Genomic DNA, 23,088 nt, shown 5'->3' with positions numbered 1-23,088 from the left:
GGGAGGACGAAAGGCTTTTTTGGCCTATTCGGCGGGTACGAAGCCGAGGCTGCCCAGGAAGCGGTCGAATGCCGCCTGACCGGCATCCGTCCGCTTGAACACGCCGGCATCTTCAAGCACCCTCTTGAAGATGCCGCCGATCTCCCGCTGCAGGAGTTCGTGCGCCTCCTGCAGCGAAAGGGCCGTGCCGCGGGCGGCGACAAGCTCGCCGATCCAGGCGGCATGCTTCTCCAGCGGATGGCCTGCTTCCAGGCCGTCCGCGCTGTTCCACGCGGAATCTCCGGTAAGAAACCCGGCGATTCCGCTGATTTCTTCCTGGAGACGGCCAGGAAGAACGGCCAGACCCATCACTTCGATCAAGCCGATATTCTCCTTCTTGATGTGGTGAAGGTTACGGTGCGGATGGAAGATGCCATCCGGGTGCTCTTCGCTCGTGCGATTGTTGCGGAGCACGAGGTCCAGTTCGTACTGCCCGGACGCGTTGAACCGGGCGATCGGCGTGACGGTGTTATGGGGTACCCGGACACCGTCCGCCGTTTCCGTGACCGCGGCGATATCCGCGGACGGATCGCTGTAGGCACGCCACGCGGCGAGCAGCTCGTCGGCGGCGCGGAAGACGTCCTCGCGGCCGCTTCCGGCGAGCCGCAGGACCGACATCGGCCACCGGACGATGCCGACCGAGACGCCGGGGTGCGTGTCCGAAGCGAACTTCCGCTCAACGGGAGCGAGCTCCATCGGGAATTTATGATTCCCGCCCTGAAAATGATCGTGGCTCAGAATCGATCCGCCGACAATCGTCAGGTCCGCATTTGAACCCACAAAATAATGCGGAATCTGTTCGATAAAGTCAAAGAGCCTGCGGAAAGTCCCTTCCGATATTTTCATCGGGACATGCTTTTCGTTCAAGACGATACAGTGCTCGTTATAATAGACATAAGGGGAGTATTGAAAGTACCAGGCTTCACCGTCAATCGTAAGCGGAAGAATGCGCAGGTTCTGCCTGGCCGGATGATCCAGCCTGCCCGCATAGCCGACATTGTCCACACACAGGAGACATTGGGGATAGCCGCTCTGATTGAGTGTCCGCAGAAGGGCGATCTCCTTCGGATCTTTCTCCGGCTTGGACAGATTGACGGTAATCTCAAGATCTCCGTATTCCGTCGGGGCCAGCCAATACTCGTTCTTACGTATCCGGTCCATACGAATGTAGTTGCTGTTTATGCAAAGCTCGTAAAACCAGTCCGCCGCCTTCCGCACTCCGTGTTCCCGGGTGATTTCCCCGAACTGCCGGGCAACCTCGGACGGTCTCGGCATCAGAAGTCCCATCAAACGGGCGTCGAGAAGATCTCGGTAAGTAGTCGTATCCGCTTCAAGACGTCCACGGATATAGGCGTAGTCCAGCAAAACTTCGAGCATCTCTCCCGGCTCCGCGGCCACCGTTTCGTCTTCCGCGTTTGTGTCCGCGCCTTGATACGGCTCGGGCAGACCCAGCGCGTCCAAAAGCGCGTTCCTCGCCGCACATACATCCAAGGCTCCGATCAACCCCTTCGCAAGGGCAAACGACACCAGGCGTTCAACGGCAAGCGCTGCCTGATCAGCTTGATTTTGTGCTTTATCCCGTTCCAAGTCCTTATTCATTCCTTCACTCACTCCTTACGCCCGGCAGGCAGGTAAACTCCAGATGCTACTTCTTGTCCGCGTATCCGTCCGGATGCGCTTGATGCCAAGCCCAGGCACTGGCGATGATCGCCTGGAGATTGTCCCGCTTAGGCTTCCAGCCCAATTCTTGCCGGGCGCGTTCGGAAGAGGCGATAAGAACCGCGGGATCTCCGGCACGGCGGGCTTCCACAACGGCAGGAATCGGATGTCCTGTCACCTCGCGGGCGATATCGATCACTTCTTTTACCGAGAATCCGTTCCCGCTTCCGAGATTGTAAACGCCGCTCTCTCCGCCTTGACGCAGCTTCTCTACGGCAAGCACATGTGCGTCGGCCAGGTCGCTTACATGGATGTAATCGCGGATGCAGGTCCCGTCCGGCGTCGCATAGTCCTCTCCGAAGACAGAGATATGGCTCCGTTGTCCGAGCGCCACCTGAAGGATAAGCGGAACCAGATGCGTTTCCGGATGGTGATCTTCCCCGATCCGTCCGCTCTCATGAGCGCCCGCCGCGTTGAAATAGCGCAGCGAAACGGATTTGATCCCGTGAGCGTGGTCGAACCATTTGATCATTTTCTCCATGGACAGTTTGGTTTCGCCGTAAGCGTTCGTCGGCTCGGTCCGGTCGATTTCCAGGATCGGCGTGTTTTCGGGCTCGCCGTATGTCGCCGCGGTCGAAGAAAACACGATTCGTTTCACATCGAATTTTTTCATTTTTTCCAGCAGACAGAGAGTCCCGTAAACGTTATTGTGATAATACTTGGCCGGGTCCGTCATGCTTTCTCCGACTAGCGAGTTCGCCGCAAAATGGATAACCGCGTCGATCTCATTTTCCCGGAATACCGTGTCCAGAAAAGCTTCGTCCCGCAGATCGCCTTCGTAAAGCTTGCCGCCCAATATCGCATCGCGATGACCTTGCTGGAGATTGTCGACGATCACAACCTCTTCTCCTCTAGCCAGCAGTTCCGCTACGGCGTGAGAACCGATGTATCCGGCTCCGCCTGTCACCATAATCGCCATTTCTTCCGCCTCCCGATGATTGTTTTCGTTTCTATAGGAAAGAACTCATCTGTTCATTTTATCCTCAAAAGCCCGGCTTTCCGCCTAACCTTGTATTCTGCCCACGCCGTCTCCGATACTGCAAACATAGAAATCCGCGGTGAGACCCGTTTGTTCTTTGTAGCTCGATCCGACCTGCTCACGGAATGCCTCGATACTGTCTTCATGCACGAGTGAGACGGTACAGCCCCCAAAGCCCGCTCCCGTCATCCGTGAGCCGAGAACGCCCGGGACGGCCAGTGCGGCTTCCACCATCACATCGAGCTCCCGGCATGTAACTTCGTAAAGATCGCGCAGAGATTCGTGAGATGCGGTCATCAACCGGCCGAAGGCTTCCAGGTCATTGGCTTTCAGCACGTCTATCGATTTCAGCACGCGGTCGATTTCCTCCACGACATGCTGCGCTCTCCTCCGGACGGTGTCGTCCTTAATGGCATCCTTGTTCGCCTCGAACTGCTCCAGGCTGATTTGGCCCAGAAGCGTCAGATCCGGGAATCGGGTTTGCAGGTCCAGGACAGCCTGCTCGCACTGGCTTCTGCGTTCGTTGTATGCCGAATCGACGAGGCCGCGGCGTTTGTTCGTATTGCCGATCACAAGCTTATAGCGGCCGCTTTGAAAAGGCACGAGTTCATATTCCAGAGTGTCGCACATGAGCAGAATCGCGTGATCCTTGCGCCCGTTGGCAACGGCAAACTGGTCCATGATGCCGCAGTTTACGCCCATGAACTCGTTTTCCGCTTTCTGAGCAAGCAGCGCCAGCTCAACCCGGTCGGCCGGATATCCCTCCGCTTCCAGCAGTCCGTAACCCGTGACCACTTCAATGGAAGCCGAGGATGAAAGACCGGCCCCGTTCGGAATTTCACCGTGATACAGCATATCGTAGCCGGACCGAGGGCCTTGGCCTTTCTGCCGGAGCTGGGCGACGACGCCCTTCGGGTAGTTCATCCAGTCGTCTTCTTCCCGGTAGACTACATCGTCCAGGGAACAAGACCCTTTATGAGTGAAATTCGTGGAAGCCATGCGAAGCAGACCTTCCCCATTTTTGCGCAAAAGAAGGGTAGTGCCGAAAGTCAGGGCAGCCGGAAACACATAGCCCCCGTTGTAATCGGTATGTTCCCCGATCAGATTGACACGGCCGGGAGCATGGAAAACTGTGATTTCTTTTTCCGCGCCTCCGTAAAGCTCGGTGAATTGTTTTTTGAGGAGATTAAGATCGGCCATTTCGGCACCGCCTTTAAGTAGAGTTATATACAGCTGAGATTTTGATGGGTCAGGGCTTCATTCTTCTATCTTCAGTATAAGCGCGAACCTCTACAAGTCCTATGGAATGATGTAAGGATCATATGGAAAAATGTGATGTCGGATGTACTCAGGAGATGATAGGATGAAAGGACAGCGGAGGGTGCGAATCAAGCTTCTTGTCCGGAGGTACACCGGAAAATAACGCCCGACCTTGCGCCGCTTGCCGTCCCGTTTTTTTAACTCATTATCGCAAACAGAAGGATGTGAAGTCCAATGAAGCGCGAACCCACTTACTATGTCGTGTCCAACCCCGAGCCGCCGGAAGATTCGGCTCTTCATATACTCTTCTCCGGGGAAAGCCAGACCAGACCGCTCCACCGGCTGGGGCCGAAGGTGTACGATTATTTCCTCATCCATACGGTTATCTCCGGAAAGGGGTGCTTTACCGCGGCGGGCCGGGAGCGGCTTCTCGGCCCCGGCGACAGCTTCTGCATCGCGCCTGAGCAGCTCGTCGGTTACGAAGCCGACGAAGCCGACCCATGGCGCTACTGCTGGCTGGCCGTCACCGGTTCGGAAGCGGCGGCCCACATGCGCAAGGCCGGCTTCACGCCGGAGCAGCCGGTAATTCACACGGCGCATGCGGGCAGCCGTGTTCCGGCGCTTTTCCGACGCATGCAGCGCGCGCTAAGGCATAAGAGCGGCACGGCCTCGCTTCGTGCGCTCGGCTATCTTCATCTGCTGCTCGCCGAATATGCCGATGCGTCACGGCCGCCCTTACCCGAACCGGGTAAGGCGCATTCCCGTTCCCGGACGGAGGTGACGGTGCAGCAGATGCTGCATTACTTGTCCGCGCAGTATGCCGAGGACATCTCGATCGAGTCCATGGCCGAGGCGCTCGGCTACAACCGGGCTTACCTGTCCCGGCTGTTCAAGGAGCACACCGGCCAGACGCCGGTGACTTTTCTGTCCAAGCTCCGTGTCGATAAAGCCCGTCAGCTTCTGCGGGAGCGGCTGGAGCTGACGATCGAGCAGATTGCTTTTTCCGTGGGATTCCGTGACCCGCTTTACTTCTCTAAACAGTTTCGGAGGTGGTACGGCCTCTCCCCTACGGAATACCGCAGCGATATGATACGTATGTAACTAGTGGAATCGGGATTTACGCGGTTTTTTATAATAACTTTCGCAGCATCCACCGACCAAAGAACGGTTCTCGCAAAGGCAGGTAACCGATCCGATCCCCTCTCTTAAATTTCATGTGGTATAATTTACCTTAACTTTATCGGGGAGGAACCTATGACTTTTCCAGTGTATATTAACCTCGGTTTTATCCGGCTGCATCCCCATTTGGTTTTTGAAGCGCTTGCTTATTTTATCGGATTCCGGCTTTATCTCTATACCCGGAGCAAGGAAAAACTCCAGGCAAGTCAGGCTCTCTGGATTCTCGTCGGTGCCACGCTGGGTGCCGCTGCCGGATCGAAGGTGCTTTACTGGCTGGAAGACCCCGCCTTGACCCTGCAGCGCTGGAACGACGTGTCGTATCTAATGGAAGGCAAGACCATTGTCGGAGGGCTCCTGGGAGGGCTCATCGGCGTGGAATGGACCAAAAAAAGAATCGGGCACACCCGTTCCACGGGAGATGATATGGCGCTGCCGCTCCTTGCCGGGATGATGATCGGAAGAATCGGCTGCTTTCTTACCGGTCTCGATGATCATACTTACGGAACCCCGACAGACTGGGTAACAGGTGTCGACTTTGGCGATGGAATCCTCCGTCATCCCACTCAGCTTTACGAGATCGCCTTCCTGCTTCTTCTGGGTATCGCCATCGTCCTGCTGAAAAACCGGGCCAAGCACGGATCTGTTCAACTGCCCGACGGGATGTCGTTCATTATTTTCATGGGAGGCTACCTTCTTTTCCGTCTGCTGATCGATTTTATCAAACCGACTCCCCACCCGTATGCCGGTCTGAACAACATCCAGCTCGCGTGCCTGGCGGGCCTGATCTATTACACCCTGCTTCTGCGGCGTAAGCTTACTGCGAAACCTACCTTAATACGGAAAGGAACCTGACTTCCATGCCTACCAAAAACCGTCCTTATTTGTTCTACGAACTCACCAACAGCATCTGCTCCCAATGTCTCCGTAAAGTGGAGGCCAAGGTCATTATCGAGGATGAGAATGTTTATCTGCTTAAATACTGCGGCCGGCACGGCCGGGAAAAGGTTCTGATCTCGGACGACGCGGAGTATTACAAGCGGTGCCGCGAATTTTTGAAACCCGCGGAAATGCCCCAGCACTGGAACACCCCGATCCGTTACGGATGCCCGTACGATTGCGGGCTGTGCCCGGATCATGAACAGCACAGCTGCCTGACGCTCCTTGAAATTACGGACAAATGCAATTTGCAGTGTCCGATCTGCTATGCCGAATCTTCTCCGAAACGGGAGACCTGGCGCTCTCTCGAGCAGATCGAAACGATGCTTAACGCCATCGTACGGAACGAAGAAGAACCGGATATCGTGCAGATCAGCGGAGGCGAGCCGACGATCCATCCCCAATTTTTCGAAATTCTCGATCTGGCCAAAACGAAACCCATCAAGCATCTTATGGTGAACACCAACGGGCTGAGAATCGCCCAGGACCGGGAGTTCGTGCGGCGGCTGTCCCAGTATATGCCGGGATTCGAGCTGTACCTCCAGTTTGACAGCTTTGAAGAAGAGGCCCTCCGCGAGCTGCGCGGGGTAGACCTGCGTGATGTGCGCCGTCGTGCGATCGAACATCTCAACGAGTTCAATATCTCCACCACCCTCGTGGTGACGCTAAAAAAAGGACTCAACGACTCCGAGGTCGGCGATATTATCCGTTACGGGCTGCAGCAGCGCGCGGTCCGGGGCGTAACGTTCCAGCCGGTTCAAGTTGCCGGCCGTACCGAAGCGTTCGATCCGGCCAAAGACCGGCTGACACTCAGCGAAGTGCGCCGGATGATTATCGAACAATCCGGTATTTTTCAGCCGGAAGATATCATACCGGTTCCGTGTCACCCGGACTGCCTCGCCATGGGATATGCTCTGAAGCTGGGAGGGCAGGCCATACCTCTGACTGGAATGATCGATCCTCAGATTTTGCTGGAAGGCGGGCGCAATACGATCGTATTCGAGCAGGATCAGACGTTAAAGGATCAAGTCTTCGACCTATTCTCGACCGCTCATTCTCCCGAGTCGTCGGCGCTTTCTCTTAAAAATCTGCTCTGCTGCTTGCCGTCCGTCGCCGTACCGGAGCATATCGGGTATGACAATGTGTTCCGCGTGCTGATTATGCAGTTCTTGGACCCATACAATTTCGATGTCCGTTCCGTAAAAAAATCTTGTGTGCATATCGCCCATCCCGACGGAAGAATCATCCCGTTCGATACGTATAATTTATTTTACCGTGACGGCCGTGAAGCCCTGTTGGAGGAGCTGCGCGCGGAGACAGGAGGGCTCGCATGAGCGATTATAAAAAAGATCCGGCCGAGAGCGGTATGCAGCCGGAGGCGGGAGCTTCATCCGAATCCGGGAAGGAAAAAGAAGCGGAATCCACCTGGAATTCCGAATCCGGAGATCATTCGGCGGACACCGTCTTCGATCAAACTTCCTCTCAGCAGTCTCGCGAACATGGCGGGTCCGGCCCGACCCGTCGTCCATGGAAAGGACTCGATGTCTGGAAAGGAATCGGCTGGGTGGCGCTCGGCCATCTCCTATGGCTCTTTGCCATTCCGATGTACTTTGGGATCGGCATCGTACAGATGATCTATGTTTTGCCGCTTCTCCTTATTTACAGCAAACGGACAGCCATCGTTCAAGGAATTCTTATAGGAGCGGGCATCACGTTTCTTTTGAATGCCGCTTGCTTCGGTTATGTGATGTTTAGTTTGGGCTGATCTCTCTTTCAGAGCCAGGAGTAGAGAACTGCCGGAATGGAGGCCGCTAGGTGAAAAAACGTCCGTTGGTGATCGTCTTTCTTCTGGCTTTGGTCAGCTGGGCCGGAAACCTATGGGTTTATGAAAAAAATCAGCTGCCGGAGCCTGTCTTTCTTTCACATTTTATTGATCTCCCCCTTGAACGGGGAACCAGCTTTCAGCTTTCCTATCTGGAGAATCACAGAGGTCTTCACATTGTAAATGTAGAGGTTCCTGAGCTGCTCCATGCATCCGTCCATTTTCTAAATAAAAACCAGTATACCTATCAAAATTATCAAACGGTGCTGATCGCTCTGGAACCGCAGACCCAAGAAGCAAACCAGCCTGCAGCACCTCTGCATATTACGCAGGTTCGCGCCTGGCTGAGTAACGGAAGCTCGCGAATGTTGGATATCGGTCACGTCACCCTCACGCCAAAGGCTAAAAATCCCGCCGATCGCTCCTTGTTCGAATTTTCAAGCGGCGGCACTTCCAACCAGAATGTCGGGTATGCTCTTGCGACGGCCAAGGAAGACCTGATACTGACAGGGATTGAAAACGCTTATCCGGATCAGAGCTCCCCGCGAATGAACTTGTATATCGATGCTCTCTCTTTGGAACAGGAACCTGGTTATCTGACCTCTCTGCGATCCGGAGATAAGGTAGAGGTGGAGGGACTGCCCGCCGAAGACATTTCATTTCCTTTAGCCGTAAAAAAGGGAAGCTACGTGCGCTTATCTTACCGTTTCGAAGACGCAAACACAGATACACCGGAACATAAAGGCACAATAGAATTTAATCAGATCGAAAAGACCGTACGGTTCAAAGTGCAAGCTCCCGACGGCTTTAAAGACGACATGGCGGTACATATACGCTATGAGGCCGATCTAAGCGATTCGGACATCAAAAAGATCGTTCAAACCGGAAGGGAGCTGCCCTGAGTTGAGTCGTTTGTATTCTCGGATAGCCTGGGGATTGACCCTCATTTTCCTTCACTTTCGCATTCAATCCGTGGATCTGCTTCCGGACTTCATCGGATTTTGGATGGCCGCTTCCGCACTCGGCGAGCTGGGAAAGCAGGAGCAAGCGTTCCGGATAGCGCGCCGGTTCGCTATTCCGCTTATTTTTTTATCGCTGCCTAACGTAATCAACCTCGGCGGTGCCCCGGTTACAGACCAACCATTTTCTTTCTTCTGGTTCTCGCTTGGACTGGTCAACTCGGCGCTCTTGCTCGCCTTCATCTATTATCTTTGTACCGGCATTATCTCTGCCGCTTCCAGAAATAGTCTTGCCGAGCTGGCACAAAGCGCTCATATCCGCAGGTCCGTTTTTTTGGCGTTCATGGGAGCCACGCTTATACTAAGCCCCCTGGTACTGAACATGCCGGAGGCCTGGCAAATTCTCCTGATTGCTCTAGGCATAGTCGGATTTTTGTCGGGAATCTCCATTATCCTGCTGCTGCGCAGGGCAGGCCAACTGTTGGGACCGCTGGAATCCGACATATCCACTGGAGAAAGTCCAATTCATGACGAGGACAGGGATACGTAAAAAGTTTCCCGCTTCCTGGCCAAGTTAACTGAGTCCCCCGCCCGCGGAGAATTAAAAAAAGCTGCTTTCCTTTTAAAGGAAAGCAGCTTTTGCTTCGTTGTCTTTTCCGGCTTAACGCTTACCCGGATCGTAAGGTTCGCCGAGGGCGGCAGGCGGATAAGCACGGCCGACCGCACCGGCAAGTACCAGAATGGTCAAGACATACGGGAGCATAAAGATAAATTCTTGCGGAATGCTCTGCGACCATTCGAACAGCTGCACATAGTTCCGGATCGCCTGGGAAAGACCGAAGAAGACGGCGGCTCCGAGCGCTCCTACCGGGTGCCACTTACCGAAGATCATGGCAGCCAGGGCGATGTAGCCCTGGCCCGAGATGGTGTTATGCGAGAAGTTGCTTGTCGTCGTCAGGGCGATCGTCGCTCCGCCCAGTCCGGCGAAAGCGCCGCTCAGCATAACGCCGATATAACGCATGCGGCGTACATTGACACCGACGGTATCAGCCGCACTCGGGTGCTCCCCGACGGAACGGAGACGCAGACCGAACGGCGTTTTGAACAGTACATAATAGGATACGGCCACAAGAATCAGCGCGATATAGGTGGTCGGGTAGGCCGTGAAAATACCGTAACCGAGTACCGGGATTTGCGAGAGACCCGGGATCGCCCATTTGCTGAATACTTCCGTCAGCGTTTCCGTTTGTCCGGCCCCCTCGAAGAGGAGCTTGACGAGGTAGACCGTTACGCCCGCCGCCAGGAAGTTGATGACCACACCGCTGATGACCTGGTCCGATTTGAACGTGATGGTCGCAACGGCATGGATAAGCGAAAACAAAACCCCGAATACGAGCGCCGCCAAAAGTCCGATCCACGGGGACATGCTTCCCATGCCGGCTTCCTGTGCGTAGAACGTGCTGACCGCCGCGGCGAACGCGCCGGATACCATCAGGCCTTCCAGTCCGATGTTGGTGACCCCGGAACGCTCCGAGAAAATACCGCCAAGGGCCGCAAAAATGAGCGCCGTGGAAAATACCAGCGTTGTATTGATCAGCTGACCCAAAATATCCAAACTCATCTAGACCACCTTCTCTTTCTTACGCTTGAAATAGAGAGGGGCAATCACCCAGCGCACGATGCCTTGTGCGGCTACGAAGAAAATGATCGAACCGATCACGATCCGGATCAACTCCGGCGGCACATCGGCGCCAAAGCTCATTCCCGCGGATCCGTAAGTCAAGATACCGAACAGAGAAGCGGCAAGAAGTACGCCGAACGGATTCGTCAGCCCCAGAAGGGCAACCGCGATTCCGTCGAAACCGTAGCCCGGCGATGCCGGCATAACGGTCTGGTAGTGGAACACGCCCAGCACCTCGAACACACCGGCCAGACCGGCAAACATTCCGCTGAAAAACATGGCTTTGATGATGTTCTTGTTCACATTCATCCCCGCATATTCAGCGGCATTCGTGTTGTGGCCTACGGCACGGAGCTCGTACCCCTGCTTCGTCTTCCACAGGAAGAAGTAGAAGAACACGGCGGCAAGGATGGCGATAAGCGTCCCCCAGTGCAGACGGGCGTTATCAAACATAGCCGACAGCCACTCTAAACTAACGGAAGCTGTAGGCTGAATATCAACCGAGCGCTGCTGGCCTTTCAGGAGCAGGAAATGGTTGACCGTGTAGTTCGCCAGATACAGAGCGATCCAGTTGAGCATGATCGTGGTGATAACTTCGTTCACGCCACGCTTTGCTTTCAGATAGCCGGCGATAGCCGCCCATAGTCCGCCGAGAAGGGCACCCACGATAATGGCAAGCGGCGCGTGAATGATAGCGGGCAGTCCGCCCAGCTTGATGCCGACGAAGGAAGCCCCTGTCATCCCGACGATAAACTGGCCCTCTCCGCCGATATTAAAGAGACCCGCACGGAAAGCGAAAGCGACGGCAAGCCCCGTCAAAATGAGCGGGGTAATCTCGCGGATCGTCTCGCCGAAATCGTACATATTTCCGAATACCCGCGAAAACAGCGAGGAGTATGCGGTTATGGGATTGTACCCGCCCGCCAGCATAACGATGGCGCCGAATACAAACCCGAGCACGATGGCCGCGAGAGGAATGATAGCGGAATCCCGCATAAAAAACTTCATTACTTTATTCATGGGTCACACCTTCCCGCTTCATGCTGCCGGCCATCATCAGGCCAAGTTCCTGATCGTTCGTTTCTTCCGGCAGAACTTCCCCGACTATTTCCCCTTCGTAAATGACCGCAATGCGGTCCGATACGTTCAAAATCTCGTCCAGCTCGAAGGAGATCAGCAGTACCGCTTTGCCCTGGTCGCGCTGGGCGATGAGCTGCTTGTGCACGAATTCGATAGCGCCTACATCTAGGCCGCGGGTCGGCTGCGCCGCGATAAGCAGATCCGGATTCCGGTCGATCTCCCGGGCGATAATCGCCTTCTGCTGGTTCCCCCCGGAGAGAGAACGCGCTTTCGTATGAATGCTCGGCGTACGGACGTCGAACGCTTCGATAAGCCGTTCAGCCTGCTTATCAATCGCCTCGTAATTCAGAAAACCGCCGCGGTTAAAAGCGGGACGATGGTATGTCTGGAGCACCATGTTTTCACTCATGGAAAAGTCGAGAACAAGCCCGTGTTTATGCCGGTCTTCGGGAATATGGGACACACCCGCTTCCGAAATATGACGAGGTGACCGGTTGACGATTTCTTGGTCCAGCAGCTTGATCGATCCGCTGTCCACTTTGCGCAGACCGGTCAGCGCTTCGATCAGCTCGCTCTGCCCGTTGCCGTCCACGCCGGCGATTCCGAGGATTTCTCCGGCTTTCACATCGAAGGACAATCCGTTCAAAACCGGCAGCCCGTCGTGCGATTTCGCATTAATGCCGCGCACCTGCAGAACAGGACCTTTCGGCTGCGCAGGCTTCTTGTCGACTTTGAAAGAGACGCTCCGCCCGACCATTTTCTCGGCCAGCTCGCGTGTTGTCGTCTCGGACGTTTTGACGGTATCGATCACTTTACCTCTGCGGATGATCGTAACCGTATCGGAAATTTGCATAATTTCCTTAAGCTTATGCGTAATGAGGATGATAGACTTGCCTTCGGCAACGAGACGTTTCATGATATCCATCAGCTCAGTGATTTCCTGGGGAGTCAAAACCGCTGTCGGTTCATCGAAAATAAGGATGTCAGCACCACGATAAAGCGTCTTCACGATTTCGACACGCTGCTGCATGCCGACGGAAATATCCTGTATTTTAGCATGGGGGTTTACTTGAAGGCCGTACTGTTCGGAAAGCTTTCTGACCTGTTCGGCTGCCGATTTGTAATCAATGTTCATGCCTTTCTTCGGTTCCATCCCCAAGATGATGTTCTCGGTAACGGTAAACGGCTGAACCAGTTTAAAATGCTGATGCACCATCCCGATTCCAAGCTCGATCGCCTTGTTGGGGCTGTCGATCAGAACCGGCTGGCCATTGACTTCGATACCGCCTTCATCCGGCTGGTACAAGCCAAAGACAATATTCATCAAGGTCGATTTACCCGCGCCGTTCTCTCCAAGGAGGGCGTGAATCTCCCCTTTTTGCAGCTTAAGAGAGATGGAATCGTTTGCGACAATTCCGGGAAAACGCTTTGTGATTTGCTTCAACTCAACGACAGGGGTCGCTGCACTCATGAAATCACCCTTACTAAGGTTATTGGTAGAAGGTCTGGAAAGTAAGAACAAGGCCAGTTATGCAACCAGCCTTGTTGTATGCTCCATCATAAAAACGTACATAAATATGCGTCATGCTACATGGTGAAAAGGGTGCGGTCTACACGAAATCTTATTGCTCGGGAACTTTGATTTCGCCTTTGATGATTTTCTCTTTATACTCGTCTGCAAGCTTGAGTACATCCGCAGGAACGTTCTTGCTGGAAGTGGAAGCAAGGCCTACGCCGTTGTCTTTCAGACCCAGCGTTACAGGAGCGCCCGGTTTGAAGTTGCCGTCAACGACCATTTTGGAGTACTTCGTTACCGCTTCTTCAACGCCTTTAACCATGGAAGTCAGAGTCACTTGATCGCCGAACTCCAGGGATTGGTCTTTGTCAACGCCGATAACCCATACTTTTTTGCCTTGCTTGATGCGGTCGTTCGCTTCGTTGAATACACCGTTTCCTGTTGCTCCGGAGGAGTGGAAAATGATGTCCGCGCCGTCGTTGTACATAGTGGCGGCTGCCGCTTTGCCAAGGTCAGGCTTATCGAATGCGCCCGTGTAGTTGATCAGGACTTTAGCTTCCGGATTTACAGCCGCAACGCCTGCTTTGAAACCGGCTTCGAAACGTTTGATAACCGGAATGTCCATACCGCCGACAAAACCGATTTTATTGGATTTCGTCATTTTTGCCGCTACCACGCCGACCAGGAAAGAACCTTCGTTCTCGGCAAAAGTGATGGATTGAACGTTCGGAGCTTCTACCACGTTATCGATGATGGCGAAGTTAGCCGTCGGGTTTTGCTGTGCTACGGCTTTCATAGCGTCCGCGATAACGAAGCCGATACCCCATGTCAGGTTGTATTTACCTTGTACAAACTGATTCAGGTTAGGAACATAATCGGAATCCGCTTTACTTTGCAGATACTTCGTGGAGATGCCTGTATCTTTCTTCAGCTTCTCCAGCGCTTCCCAAGCGGATTGGTTGAAGGACTTGTCGTTTACGCCGCCAACGTCAGTTACCATGCCGATTTTCACATCGGACTTCTTCTCGCCGCCGGATGCATTACCGTCGTTTGGCGCTGTGCCGCCGTTGTCGGCCTTCTTGCCGCAGCCTGCGAGTACAAGCGTGAATGCCAGCATCATGACCAGCGACAGCTTGAAAAATTTCTTCATAAAAGTAAAACCCCCTGTTTGGTTTTTGTAAGCCTAATCCCTATCCCATAGTATTGGATGCGAATTGTAAAAATATGTCGAGAGGATTAGGTTATTTATACCGCGTAACCGATTATACATCTTGGGTAATCCAAAATCCACAACTAAATATACTGCGGTTAATTAAAATTTTTTGTCACCGAGAAAACGCTGCCAAGCCAGGCGGCAAAAGAGTCCCGCACCCCAAGGGGGACGGCTCTTTTCAGCTATCAGATCAGCAGATTAAACAGGGTGGGATCGTTATTAATTTCGACATAATTGATATCTTTTTTGGATAATCTCGAGATGAGGCCTTCGTAATCGTCTTTGTTTTTCAGCTCAATGCCGACCAGGGCCGGCGCATTGTCCCGGTTCGTTTTTTTCATATACTCAAAACGCGTGATGTCGTCGGTCGGTCCCAGCACTTCTTCGAGGAACTCTCGGAGCGCTCCGGCCCTCTGGGGAAAGTTGACAAGGAAGTAATGCTTGAGCCCTTCATAAATGAGAGAACGCTCCTTAATCTCCTGCATGCGGTCGATATCGTTGTTGCCGCCGCTGATCACGCACACTACGTTTTTACCCGCAATTTGGCTGCGGTAAGCATCCAGAGCCGCTACTGACAGGGCTCCGGCCGGTTCGATGACAATGGCATTATTGTTGTACAGATCCAGAATCGTCGTGCATTCCTTGCCCTCCGGCACCAGCACGATGTCGTCCAGCACGCGCCGGCAGATTTCGAACGTCATTTCGCCGACCTGCTTGACCGCCGCTCCGTCAACGAACTTGTCCACCGTATCCAGAGTCACGACCCGGCTCGCCTCCATGGAGCGCTGCATGCCGGCGGCTCCTTCAGGCTCCACGCCGATCACGGCGGTTTCCGGAGATACGGCCTTCACGTAAGTGCCGACTCCTGCCGCAAGTCCTCCGCCACCGATGGACGTGAAGATATAGTCAGGCGACACCGGCATCTGATTCAGCACTTCCAGGCCGACCGTCCCCTGACCGGCAATCGTCCGCACATCGTCGAATGGGTGGATGAAGACTTTATCCTCACGTTCGCAGTATATGCGGGCCTGAGTGGACGAATCGTCGAAAGTATCGCCGATCAGGACCACTTCTACATAAGGCCCTCCGAACATTTTGACCTGGGAAATTTTCTGGCGCGGAGTCGTGGTGGGCATAAAGATCTTGCCCTCGATCCCCAAATGGTTGCAGGAATAGGCGACTCCCTGGGCATGATTTCCTGCGCTTGCGCAGACGACGCCCCGGCCCCGTTCCTCCTCCGTCAAACTTTGAATAACGTTGTAGGCACCGCGTATTTTAAAAGATCGGACGACTTGAAGGTCCTCTCTTTTCAAATAAATATTGCAGTCGTACTGCCTGGACAGAAGCTCGCTGCGCTGAAGCGGCGAAGGCTCAATCACCCGGCTTAGCGCATGGTTGGCGCGTATGATTTCTTCAACTGTGACTGTGCTCGGATTGCTCACGACAGGACTTCCTTTCCGCTGTGGTAATGGTATTCCGATTATTGTAGCACAAGTCGGGGTTTTAGCGCTTGTCTCTGCCGAAAATAAAGAAACCCGCCTCCCGGCTCAATCCGGGAAACAGGCTTCAGATGCGGAAAGGCGATGAACATCACCCTGGGGCGCCGGGGCAGATCATGCCGAACACCGACACAGCGCTTAGTCCTCCAGCTCGGAAGCCGGGCGTCTGCGCCTGAATTTCGCCAGAAATTCGTACACGACGGGTACGATGATGAGCGTCAGCAGCGTCGACGAGATCAGCCCGCCGATCACGGTAACGGCTAGACCCTTGGAGATGAGGCCGCCGCTTTCGAATCCGAAAGCCAGTGGCAGAAGGGCGCCGACGGTAGCGAGAGCCGTCATCAGGATAGGCCGCAGCCGGGTAGCGGCCGCCTCAAGGAGCGCCTCGCGCGTTCTCATGCCGGTCTTTTCGTTATGAATCACCCTGTCCAGCAGGACGATGGCATTCGTGACGACAATGCCGATCAGCATGAGCGCCCCCATCATGGCCGACACGCTCAAGGTCTCGCCTGTCACAAGAAGGGCGACAATAGCGCCGATGATCGTGAAAGGCAGCGAAAACAGAATCGCAAACGGAGTCAGCGCCCCGCCGAAGAACATGACGAGCACGAGATACACGATAGCGACGGCCGCGACCATAGCTAGACCGAGCTGGGAGAAGGTCTCGTTGATCTGTTCCGTTACTCCTCCGAAATCGACGCGTACGGAAGCAGGAAGGCCGAGCTTGTCAATCTCGCTCTTCAGTCCTGTCGAGGCCGCGCTCACATCCTTGGAAGTAATATCGGCCGACACCTCGGCGTACAGTTTCGTATCCCGATGGGTAACCGCATGGGGTGACTGCCCCTCCTCTACTTTGGCCACGTCCTTAAGAGGGACCTCCACACCAAGCGGGGACGTGATGGTGCTGTTCTCGATCGCCGATAGATCGGCGTACGTTTTTTTGTCGGCTTGTACATAAACCTCGACCTCTTTGCCCTCGACACCGATCTTGGTCAGAACGGGACGCTCGCGTTCCCGTCCGAAAGCCGTGGCGATCTGTCCGGCCGTCAAGCCGAGCTTACTGAGCTTGGCCGGGTCGGCGACGATCGTGTACTGGTCGTATGATTCCGAGAGACTCGAGCCGACCTTATCGAATTCCGGCCGGTTTTTCATTAGAGCCTGAATTTTATCCGCAGCCGCACGGATTTCGTCCAGCTTCTCTCCGTAAACGTAGAGGCTCAGCTTGCTGCCCCCTACGCCGCCTCCCATATCCATCGGCTTCCAGCTGCCGGGAACGGTATCCGTCAACCCCTGGACCAGCCTCTGTTTCTCAGCCGTAAAATCGGCGAATTCGGGATCGTATTCCACATAAAAAAGCGCGGACTTGGACGGCCCGGGCGACATCGGATTCTGGCCGCCCACCGAGTACTGCAGATTTCGGACCCCGCTGCGTCCAAGGACATATTTCTCCGCTTCCAGAGCCCTCCGCTTCACATCGTCCAACGTCTCGCCCGGAGAAGGCGTGTACGTCACCATCGCATATTTCTGCTCTTCCTCCGGAAGAAAGCTGACGCCGACCCGTGTAGCCAGCAGAAGGCTGCCGGCGAGAAGGAGAATAGCCGTGCCGAAGGCGATGAGTTTATGATTCAACGTTTTGTCCAGGACCCGCCTGTAAAAGCCCCCCAGACGGCCGGTTTCGTCATGGCCGCGGCGGCTTTGGCCTTTGCCGCGGACGCGTAACCGGACCGATTCGGCCGGGTCCATGCCAAGCGGAAAGCCAGCGGGCGCGCCTCCTTCCGCATAGGCGGGAACCGGAGCCGGCCCCATGCGCTCCAGCCTGCGGCGGAACATGGAATGCCCCAGCATCGGCACGATGGTGATCGCGACTAGCAGCGAAGCAAGGAGCGCGAACACCATCGTCAGGGCGAAGGGCAGGAACAACTGCCCCACTGGACCGCTCACGAAGCCCAGCGGCAGAAAGACCGCAATCGTCACGATAGTCGACGAGAGGATGGGCATAAACATCTCCCGCGTCGCTTCGCGGATTAGGGCTTTGCCTCGCAGCGGATCGGACGGACTGGACATCCGCCGGTAGATGTTCTCGATGACGACAATCGAGTCGTCGACGACGCGGCCGATGGCGACTGTCATCGCTCCCAGCGTCATGATGTTCAGCGTGATGTCCATCTGCTGCAGCAGCAGGATGCCGATAAGCAGCGACAGCGGAATCGAGACAATGGAAATCAGCGTCGTCCGCCAGTTGCGCAGAAACAGCATGATGATCAGTACGGCGAACAAAGCGCCGAATACGGCCTTGCTCAGCATCGTGTTAACCGAATCCTCGATCGGCTTGCCTTGATCGAGCATGATCACAGTCTCCACGCCGCTGTTCGCCTGCTGGAACCCCGCGGCCTTCGCCTTGACGGCGTTCACGACGTCCACCGTGTTCGCGTCCGGCGCCTTCACGACCTGGATGCCGATGGACTCCTTGCCGTTCGTGCGGGAGATCGAGTCGGCCCGGTCGGCCAGCTCGATTGCGGCCAGCTCGGCAAGCTTCACGGTCGGCAGACCGGCCGCTCCCGCTGCCGGAGGCGCTGCGCCGCCTCCCCTGCCGGTGCCTGCGGCGCTGCCCGGGACGGCTGCCGCACCTGCACCGGGTGCTGCACCTGTGCCCGGTGCCGCGCCCGACGCCGCACTGCCGCCGGCGGCTCCGGGTGCTCCGCCTGCACCGCCGGCTGCCGCTCCGCCGGTGCCTGCCTGGCTTGCGGCGCCCTCCGAACCGGCTCCGCCGGGAACGAGCGGAATCTCCAGATTCCGCAGGTCTTCTATGCTCTTCACGTTGCCGTCGACGACGAGGGTTTTCTCCGTCCGGCCTACTTCATATAGGCCGAGGGGGACCTGTACAGCCGCACCCTGGATGATTCCTTTGACAGTCTCCTCGCTCAGTCCGTAGGCCTTCAGCTTGTCACGATCAAAAGTCAGCCGGACTTCCTGCTGGTGCTGGCCCGAAATCTCCACGCTTGCCACGCCGGGAATCCCTTCCAGCGCCGGAAGCAGATCGCTTTCGATCTGCCGGGTCAGCTCGTCCAGCGACTGCTTGTCTCCCGCTACACTCAGCGATACGACCGGAAATGCATTTATGTTGATTTTGGATACTTTCGTTTCCTGCGCACCGCTGGGAAGCACAAAATCGGCGACCGCTTCTTTCACTTCGGAAGCGGCCTTGTCCATGTCCTTCTTGTACGAATATTCCATCACTAAGGAAGATACGTTTTCCATGGATGTCGAGCTTACAACGTCTACACCGTCCAGGCTCCGGACCTTCTGTTCGAGAGGGCCCGTAATCCGGTCGGCCACATCTTCCGGTGCAGCACCGGGATATACCGTTGTAACGGTAAGAACAGGCACTTCCAGATTCGGAAGCGTCTCCTGCTTCATGCTGAGACCCGCGTAAATACCCGCAGCCGTCACAAGAATCGTCAGCAGCCAAATAACCAGCTTATTGTTCAGAGAATACCGGATAATTCCTCTCACTATTTTCACTCCTGTCTGTTCGTCTGATATGTGCGCTGTAAAAACAGTGACTCCTTAAATAAGGGTAATCCTGCGAATCTCCCTGAGCAATAGAGCCCGACTCAATTCCTGCAAGTTACGGAGGTCTCCTGCCTATTCTCCTTTTTTCCCAAAAAAAAGACTGCCGAACCCGGCAGTCCCATAATTTTTTATTCAGTTGTGCACAACGAAGGTTAACGCTTCTGTAAATACCGGTAGAACGCTGTCGCCGCCTGAGCGCGCGTCACTTCAAGCTTCGGACTGAACTTGCCGCCGTCCGCGCTCATGATGCCCATTCCGGTCACGATTGCGGCGTTCCCGATGTTTTTCAGCTCGGAAGCATCCGCAAAGTTACGGTTAAAGACGTTATCGAACTCCGTCAGCTTCTTGTAGTTCAGCGCACGGACGATCAAAGAAGCCATTTCCTCACGGGTGATCGGCTGGTCCGGATTGAACTCATCGGACGTCCGGTCGATCCACTTGCGGTCCAGAGCCGTTTCTACATAGGAGAAGTACGCGCTGCTTTTCCCCACGTCCTTGAACGAATTGCTGCGGCCATCCATCGCTCCGGCCGGATAATACCCGCCGCCGCTGTCGGCGATGACGAGCATCTTGATGAGCTCGCCGCGCTTGATGGACTGGTCCGGCTTGACCTTGCCGTCTTTCACTTCGAGGGCTTGATAATCAAGCATCAGTTGGAGCTCATTTTGCGCCCAGTGGCCGGCGATATCGTCAACTTTCACCGGCTCCAGAGAGATCACCTCACCGGTATCCCGGCTGCGCCATTTGCCGCTCTCCGCATCAAGGAAATACGCGGAGTTTTCGTATTTGTTCTCCAGCGTGTAAACAAGCTGAGCTTTCTGATTTTGGCTGTCCGCCGGATATTTGGCGGAAGCTACGAGAACGTTGTAACGCTCAATAGGAATTCCCGGCGGAATTTGACCTTCGATGCCGACGCTCTGGTAAACCAGGCGAAGCTGATATTGGGAAAGCAGAAGCTCTTTCGCCTTGTCTTTATCCAGAACGGCCGGTTTCTTGGCCGGGAACGCCAGCTTGCTAATATTCACGTAGCTGTTCTGGACTTCGCCCGTCCGTTTATCCACGCCTACATGGATATTGTCGTTCTCTACCCGTACTCCGTCAACGAACCGGGAGAACAGGAAGGTATACGTATTATCCTGGTCGATCCCGACGATTTTGCCGTCCGTTTTGGGAGCTTCCGTCGTTTCCAGCACAAGCTGATGTGTATAAGAAGGGATCGTTTTCTTGACGAAATCAACCGCCTTCCCTTTCGCTTCTTCAAAAGAAACTTTAACTTCCTCCGGCTTGATCGTACGGCTGGAACTATAGTCATAATTAGAGAAGTTCGTCAGTTCACCGGTTTTGGCGTTGATTGCCAGAGACACGTAACCTCTGTTATCCTTCGCTCCGTCTTTGCCCGGGAGCGCCCATTGGAAATTCCAGTTAGCTTCCGTCTGTTTCGTGGATTCGTTCTCGTATTCGCTGTAGTTCGCTTCTTCAAGCTTGGCATCCGCCGGGATTTTAACCAGCTGCTGGGCCCGCTTAAGCGCGGCTTCCTTCGTCGTTACCGCCGTTCCCGTGCCGCTCTGAGGCTGTTCGGTCAGTGCCCTGACGGCGGCGGGAGCTTTGCTCTCATACAGCGGCTTGCCCGTTTTGGCATCAATCTGAAGCGCCGCCATGCTGTAGGAAATCGCCGGTTTGAGTTCCTTCGACTGGTAAGGAATGAGGTATTGAAGCACCGGTTCCGCTTGATTGCGGAATGCTTTGTCAGCCTGCTCCGAGGTGATGACGCCTTCCTTTTTATCGAAAGCCGCATCCTTATCCCAATACACGCGGTAATCGGAAAGACGGCCTTCGCTGTCTACGGCCACCGTGATATTGTTCTGAGGGAACGGAACACCGTCCACCACTCTTTCGAAAGTAAACCGGTAATCTTCGTATACAGTCAGCGGAGTTTTGCGTGAAGATTCGCGCAGGTCGTTGTATTTCACCTGCTTTTGAAGCTCGGGACTTAATTTCGCTATGTAATCGGATGCGATTGTTTTAGCTTGATCCAAGCTGGTTTTCGGCGGGTAAACGGGCTTGCTGTCGGGATTTTTGCTGCTGAAATTGTACCCGAGCAAAGCGCCGGAATCCGCATCCAGCGTATAGGACAAATAAGAATAATAGTCTTTCTTCTCTTTATGGCTGAAATTCAGGTTCCAAGCCTTTGCTGGCTTGCCGCCGAACCCCCGGGACACGCTTAAATTAGCTCCCTGCAAAGAGAAGCCTTGCGGCAGGGCAACGTATTTTTTAGCCAGCTCGACGGCCTGCTCTTTAGTTACCTTTACCTCTTCCTGGGAAATGTCGATCTGCTCTTTCCCTTGATCCGAAACCGGATTCGCAACAGATGCGGACGCCCCCGTAACCGCTTTGCTCGCCATAACCGGCGTAACCGTGCCGAACAGCAGTGCGGAAGTGACCACTGCCGTACCTGCTTTCAGAATAATTTTCAAACGGACCTGCCTCCTTCGAATAGGTGGAATGGAACATACTGGATTCCAGTTCTCACCATCTGAGACGGACAAATCCGGGCAAAGGTTGCGGAAGAATCCCCCATTCCGTAACCTGTTACTTTTTTGTCATTTCTCTACGGTTTGCGGTAGGGCTCGTAGCCTTCTTCTTCCCTCTTCATATCGTTAAAATGCCGCCGTCCAGCCGCTTGATCCCCCTTACGGAAGAAAGATCCTCGGCAAGCTTCAAACAGGCGAGATCTTTACGTTTGGCCTCCACCATCACATCCAGCCGGTCCAGTCCTTCCTCCTTGCATGCTTTCAGAAAAACAAGCAGCGGTCCCGCTTCCGCATAATCGGCATGGGAGCGGAAGTCTTTGTCGTTCTTCGGCGAGGAAACATGAATTTTCATCGGCCGGTCCTTCCATGTCTCCGCGATTTGCGGAATCAAATCGATACCGGCCCGGGAAGAGGGATTGCACCAGTCGTGATGAAGATCGAACATCATGGGAACCCCGCTTCGCTGACACACGGACAGCGTTTCTTCGGCGGTGTAGGTTTTATCGTCATTTTCCAAAGTCAGCCTCTTCAAAATGCGCCCCGGTACCCGCGGCAGGTTCGAGACCAGACGTTCGGCCGAGGCCCGTTTGTCCCCGTAGGCTCCGCCCACATGAATATTCATGATGCATTCGCCGCCCATCCCCATGCCGTCGAGAATGTCCGCATGATAGTCCAGGTCGCGTATCGCGGCTTCCACCACCGCATCCGAACCGTTGAGCAGCGTAAACTGGTTGGGATGCATGGACAGCCGGATATCGTGGCGCCGGGCAAAAGCCCCCAGCTCGGCAAGCTGCTCCCGGTACACTTCCCTGACACCGATATGGACATCGGGATGGGTGGCGAGCGGGATCAGCGAGGAACTGAGCCGGTACAGGCGGATCCCGTGCGCCGCATTATAATAAAGAATTCTGCGCGTAGCTTCCAGATTGCGACGCCCTACCTCGATCGCCTTTTCGAGCGATTCTTCGTACGGTCCTTCTTTGAACCGCTTATAAGTAAACGTAGAGCTTGGTGTAGTGTGATAGATAGCCAACGCCTGCGATACGTAGCCGATGCGAACCTCCAAGCTTCTCACCTCTTCTTCAGGTTTCCCGTACCCAAG

At 54.8% G+C, this 23,088-nt stretch carries 17 protein-coding genes; 6 read left to right on the top strand and 11 right to left on the bottom strand.

Annotated features, from left to right (window positions below; all coding sequences use genetic code 11):
• Positions 1–24: 24 nt before the first annotated feature.
• From AC58P5_RS20425 to AC58P5_RS20415, 3 genes are all read right to left on the bottom strand, one after another.
• A complete protein-coding gene (locus AC58P5_RS20425; RefSeq protein WP_497389770.1) occupies positions 25–1,638 on the bottom strand; it encodes a UDP-glucose--hexose-1-phosphate uridylyltransferase in 1,614 nt (537 codons plus the stop codon).
• Between the two features lie 46 nt (positions 1,639–1,684).
• Positions 1,685–2,677, bottom strand: coding sequence for a UDP-glucose 4-epimerase GalE (galE, locus tag AC58P5_RS20420; RefSeq protein WP_497389768.1), 993 nt, complete (start codon positions 2,675–2,677; stop codon positions 1,685–1,687).
• 84 nt (positions 2,678–2,761) lie between these two features.
• The gene (locus tag AC58P5_RS20415) at positions 2,762–3,937 is read right to left on the bottom strand and encodes a galactokinase (protein WP_497389766.1); all 1,176 of its coding nucleotides are present in this window, start codon (positions 3,935–3,937) and stop codon (positions 2,762–2,764) included.
• Between the two features lie 294 nt (positions 3,938–4,231).
• On the opposite strand from AC58P5_RS20415, the gene AC58P5_RS20410 reads away from it, so the two are divergent.
• From AC58P5_RS20410 to AC58P5_RS20385, 6 genes are all read left to right on the top strand, one after another.
• On the top strand, positions 4,232–5,098 hold the full coding sequence (locus tag AC58P5_RS20410; RefSeq protein ID WP_497389764.1) for an AraC family transcriptional regulator: 867 nt from the start codon (positions 4,232–4,234) through the stop codon (positions 5,096–5,098).
• 153 nt (positions 5,099–5,251) lie between these two features.
• Positions 5,252–6,028: a prolipoprotein diacylglyceryl transferase gene (locus AC58P5_RS20405; RefSeq protein ID WP_497389762.1), complete on the top strand. Its 777-nt coding sequence runs from the start codon at positions 5,252–5,254 to the stop codon at positions 6,026–6,028.
• A gap of 5 nt (positions 6,029–6,033) precedes the next feature.
• Positions 6,034–7,446, top strand: a complete 1,413-nt coding sequence (locus AC58P5_RS20400) for a radical SAM protein (RefSeq protein WP_497389760.1) — start codon at positions 6,034–6,036, stop codon at positions 7,444–7,446.
• Positions 7,443–7,877, top strand: a complete 435-nt coding sequence (locus AC58P5_RS20395) for a hypothetical protein (protein WP_497389758.1) — start codon at positions 7,443–7,445, stop codon at positions 7,875–7,877. Before AC58P5_RS20400 ends, AC58P5_RS20395 begins: the two co-directional genes overlap by 4 nt.
• Positions 7,878–7,927: 50 nt before the next feature.
• Positions 7,928–8,836 carry a hypothetical protein gene (locus tag AC58P5_RS20390; protein WP_497389756.1) on the top strand — a complete coding sequence of 303 codons (909 nt, stop codon included), beginning with the start codon at positions 7,928–7,930 and terminating at the stop codon, positions 8,834–8,836.
• 1 nt (position 8,837) lies between these two features.
• Complete coding sequence (locus AC58P5_RS20385; RefSeq protein WP_497389754.1) at positions 8,838–9,443, top strand: hypothetical protein; 606 nt, start codon at positions 8,838–8,840, stop codon at positions 9,441–9,443.
• A gap of 111 nt (positions 9,444–9,554) precedes the next feature.
• Here the strand turns inward: AC58P5_RS20385 and AC58P5_RS20380 are convergent, their stop codons facing one another.
• The 8 genes from AC58P5_RS20380 to uvsE all read right to left on the bottom strand — a co-directional run bounded on the left by AC58P5_RS20380 (position 9,555) and on the right by uvsE (position 23,061).
• Positions 9,555–10,514: an ABC transporter permease gene (locus AC58P5_RS20380; RefSeq protein ID WP_009675785.1), complete on the bottom strand. Its 960-nt coding sequence runs from the start codon at positions 10,512–10,514 to the stop codon at positions 9,555–9,557.
• Positions 10,515–11,594, bottom strand: coding sequence for an ABC transporter permease (locus tag AC58P5_RS20375; RefSeq protein WP_497389752.1), 1,080 nt, complete (start codon positions 11,592–11,594; stop codon positions 10,515–10,517).
• Positions 11,587–13,125, bottom strand: coding sequence for an ABC transporter ATP-binding protein (locus AC58P5_RS20370; RefSeq protein WP_497389750.1), 1,539 nt, complete (start codon positions 13,123–13,125; stop codon positions 11,587–11,589). Before AC58P5_RS20370 ends, AC58P5_RS20375 begins: the two co-directional genes overlap by 8 nt.
• 151 nt (positions 13,126–13,276) lie before the next feature.
• Positions 13,277–14,320 (bottom strand): BMP family lipoprotein, encoded by a 1,044-nt coding sequence (locus tag AC58P5_RS20365; RefSeq protein ID WP_497389748.1) that lies wholly within the window; start codon positions 14,318–14,320, stop codon positions 13,277–13,279.
• A gap of 248 nt (positions 14,321–14,568) precedes the next feature.
• Positions 14,569–15,825 carry a threonine ammonia-lyase IlvA gene (ilvA, locus tag AC58P5_RS20360; protein WP_497389746.1) on the bottom strand — a complete coding sequence of 419 codons (1,257 nt, stop codon included), beginning with the start codon at positions 15,823–15,825 and terminating at the stop codon, positions 14,569–14,571.
• A 195-nt stretch (positions 15,826–16,020) separates the two neighbouring features.
• Positions 16,021–19,395 carry an efflux RND transporter permease subunit gene (locus AC58P5_RS20355; RefSeq protein WP_497389744.1) on the bottom strand — a complete coding sequence of 1,125 codons (3,375 nt, stop codon included), beginning with the start codon at positions 19,393–19,395 and terminating at the stop codon, positions 16,021–16,023.
• A gap of 212 nt (positions 19,396–19,607) precedes the next feature.
• Positions 19,608–21,929, bottom strand: coding sequence for an S-layer homology domain-containing protein (locus AC58P5_RS20350; protein WP_497389742.1), 2,322 nt, complete (start codon positions 21,927–21,929; stop codon positions 19,608–19,610).
• Positions 21,930–22,104: 175 nt separating this feature from the next.
• Positions 22,105–23,061 (bottom strand): UV DNA damage repair endonuclease UvsE, encoded by a 957-nt coding sequence (gene uvsE / locus AC58P5_RS20345; RefSeq protein ID WP_497389740.1) that lies wholly within the window; start codon positions 23,059–23,061, stop codon positions 22,105–22,107.
• Positions 23,062–23,088: the final 27 nt, after the last annotated feature.

Source organism: Paenibacillus sp. JT31N7 (genome assembly GCF_059692095.1).
The sequence above is the reverse complement of the archived record's forward strand: the minus strand, read 5'-3'. Positions and strand labels throughout refer to the sequence as shown.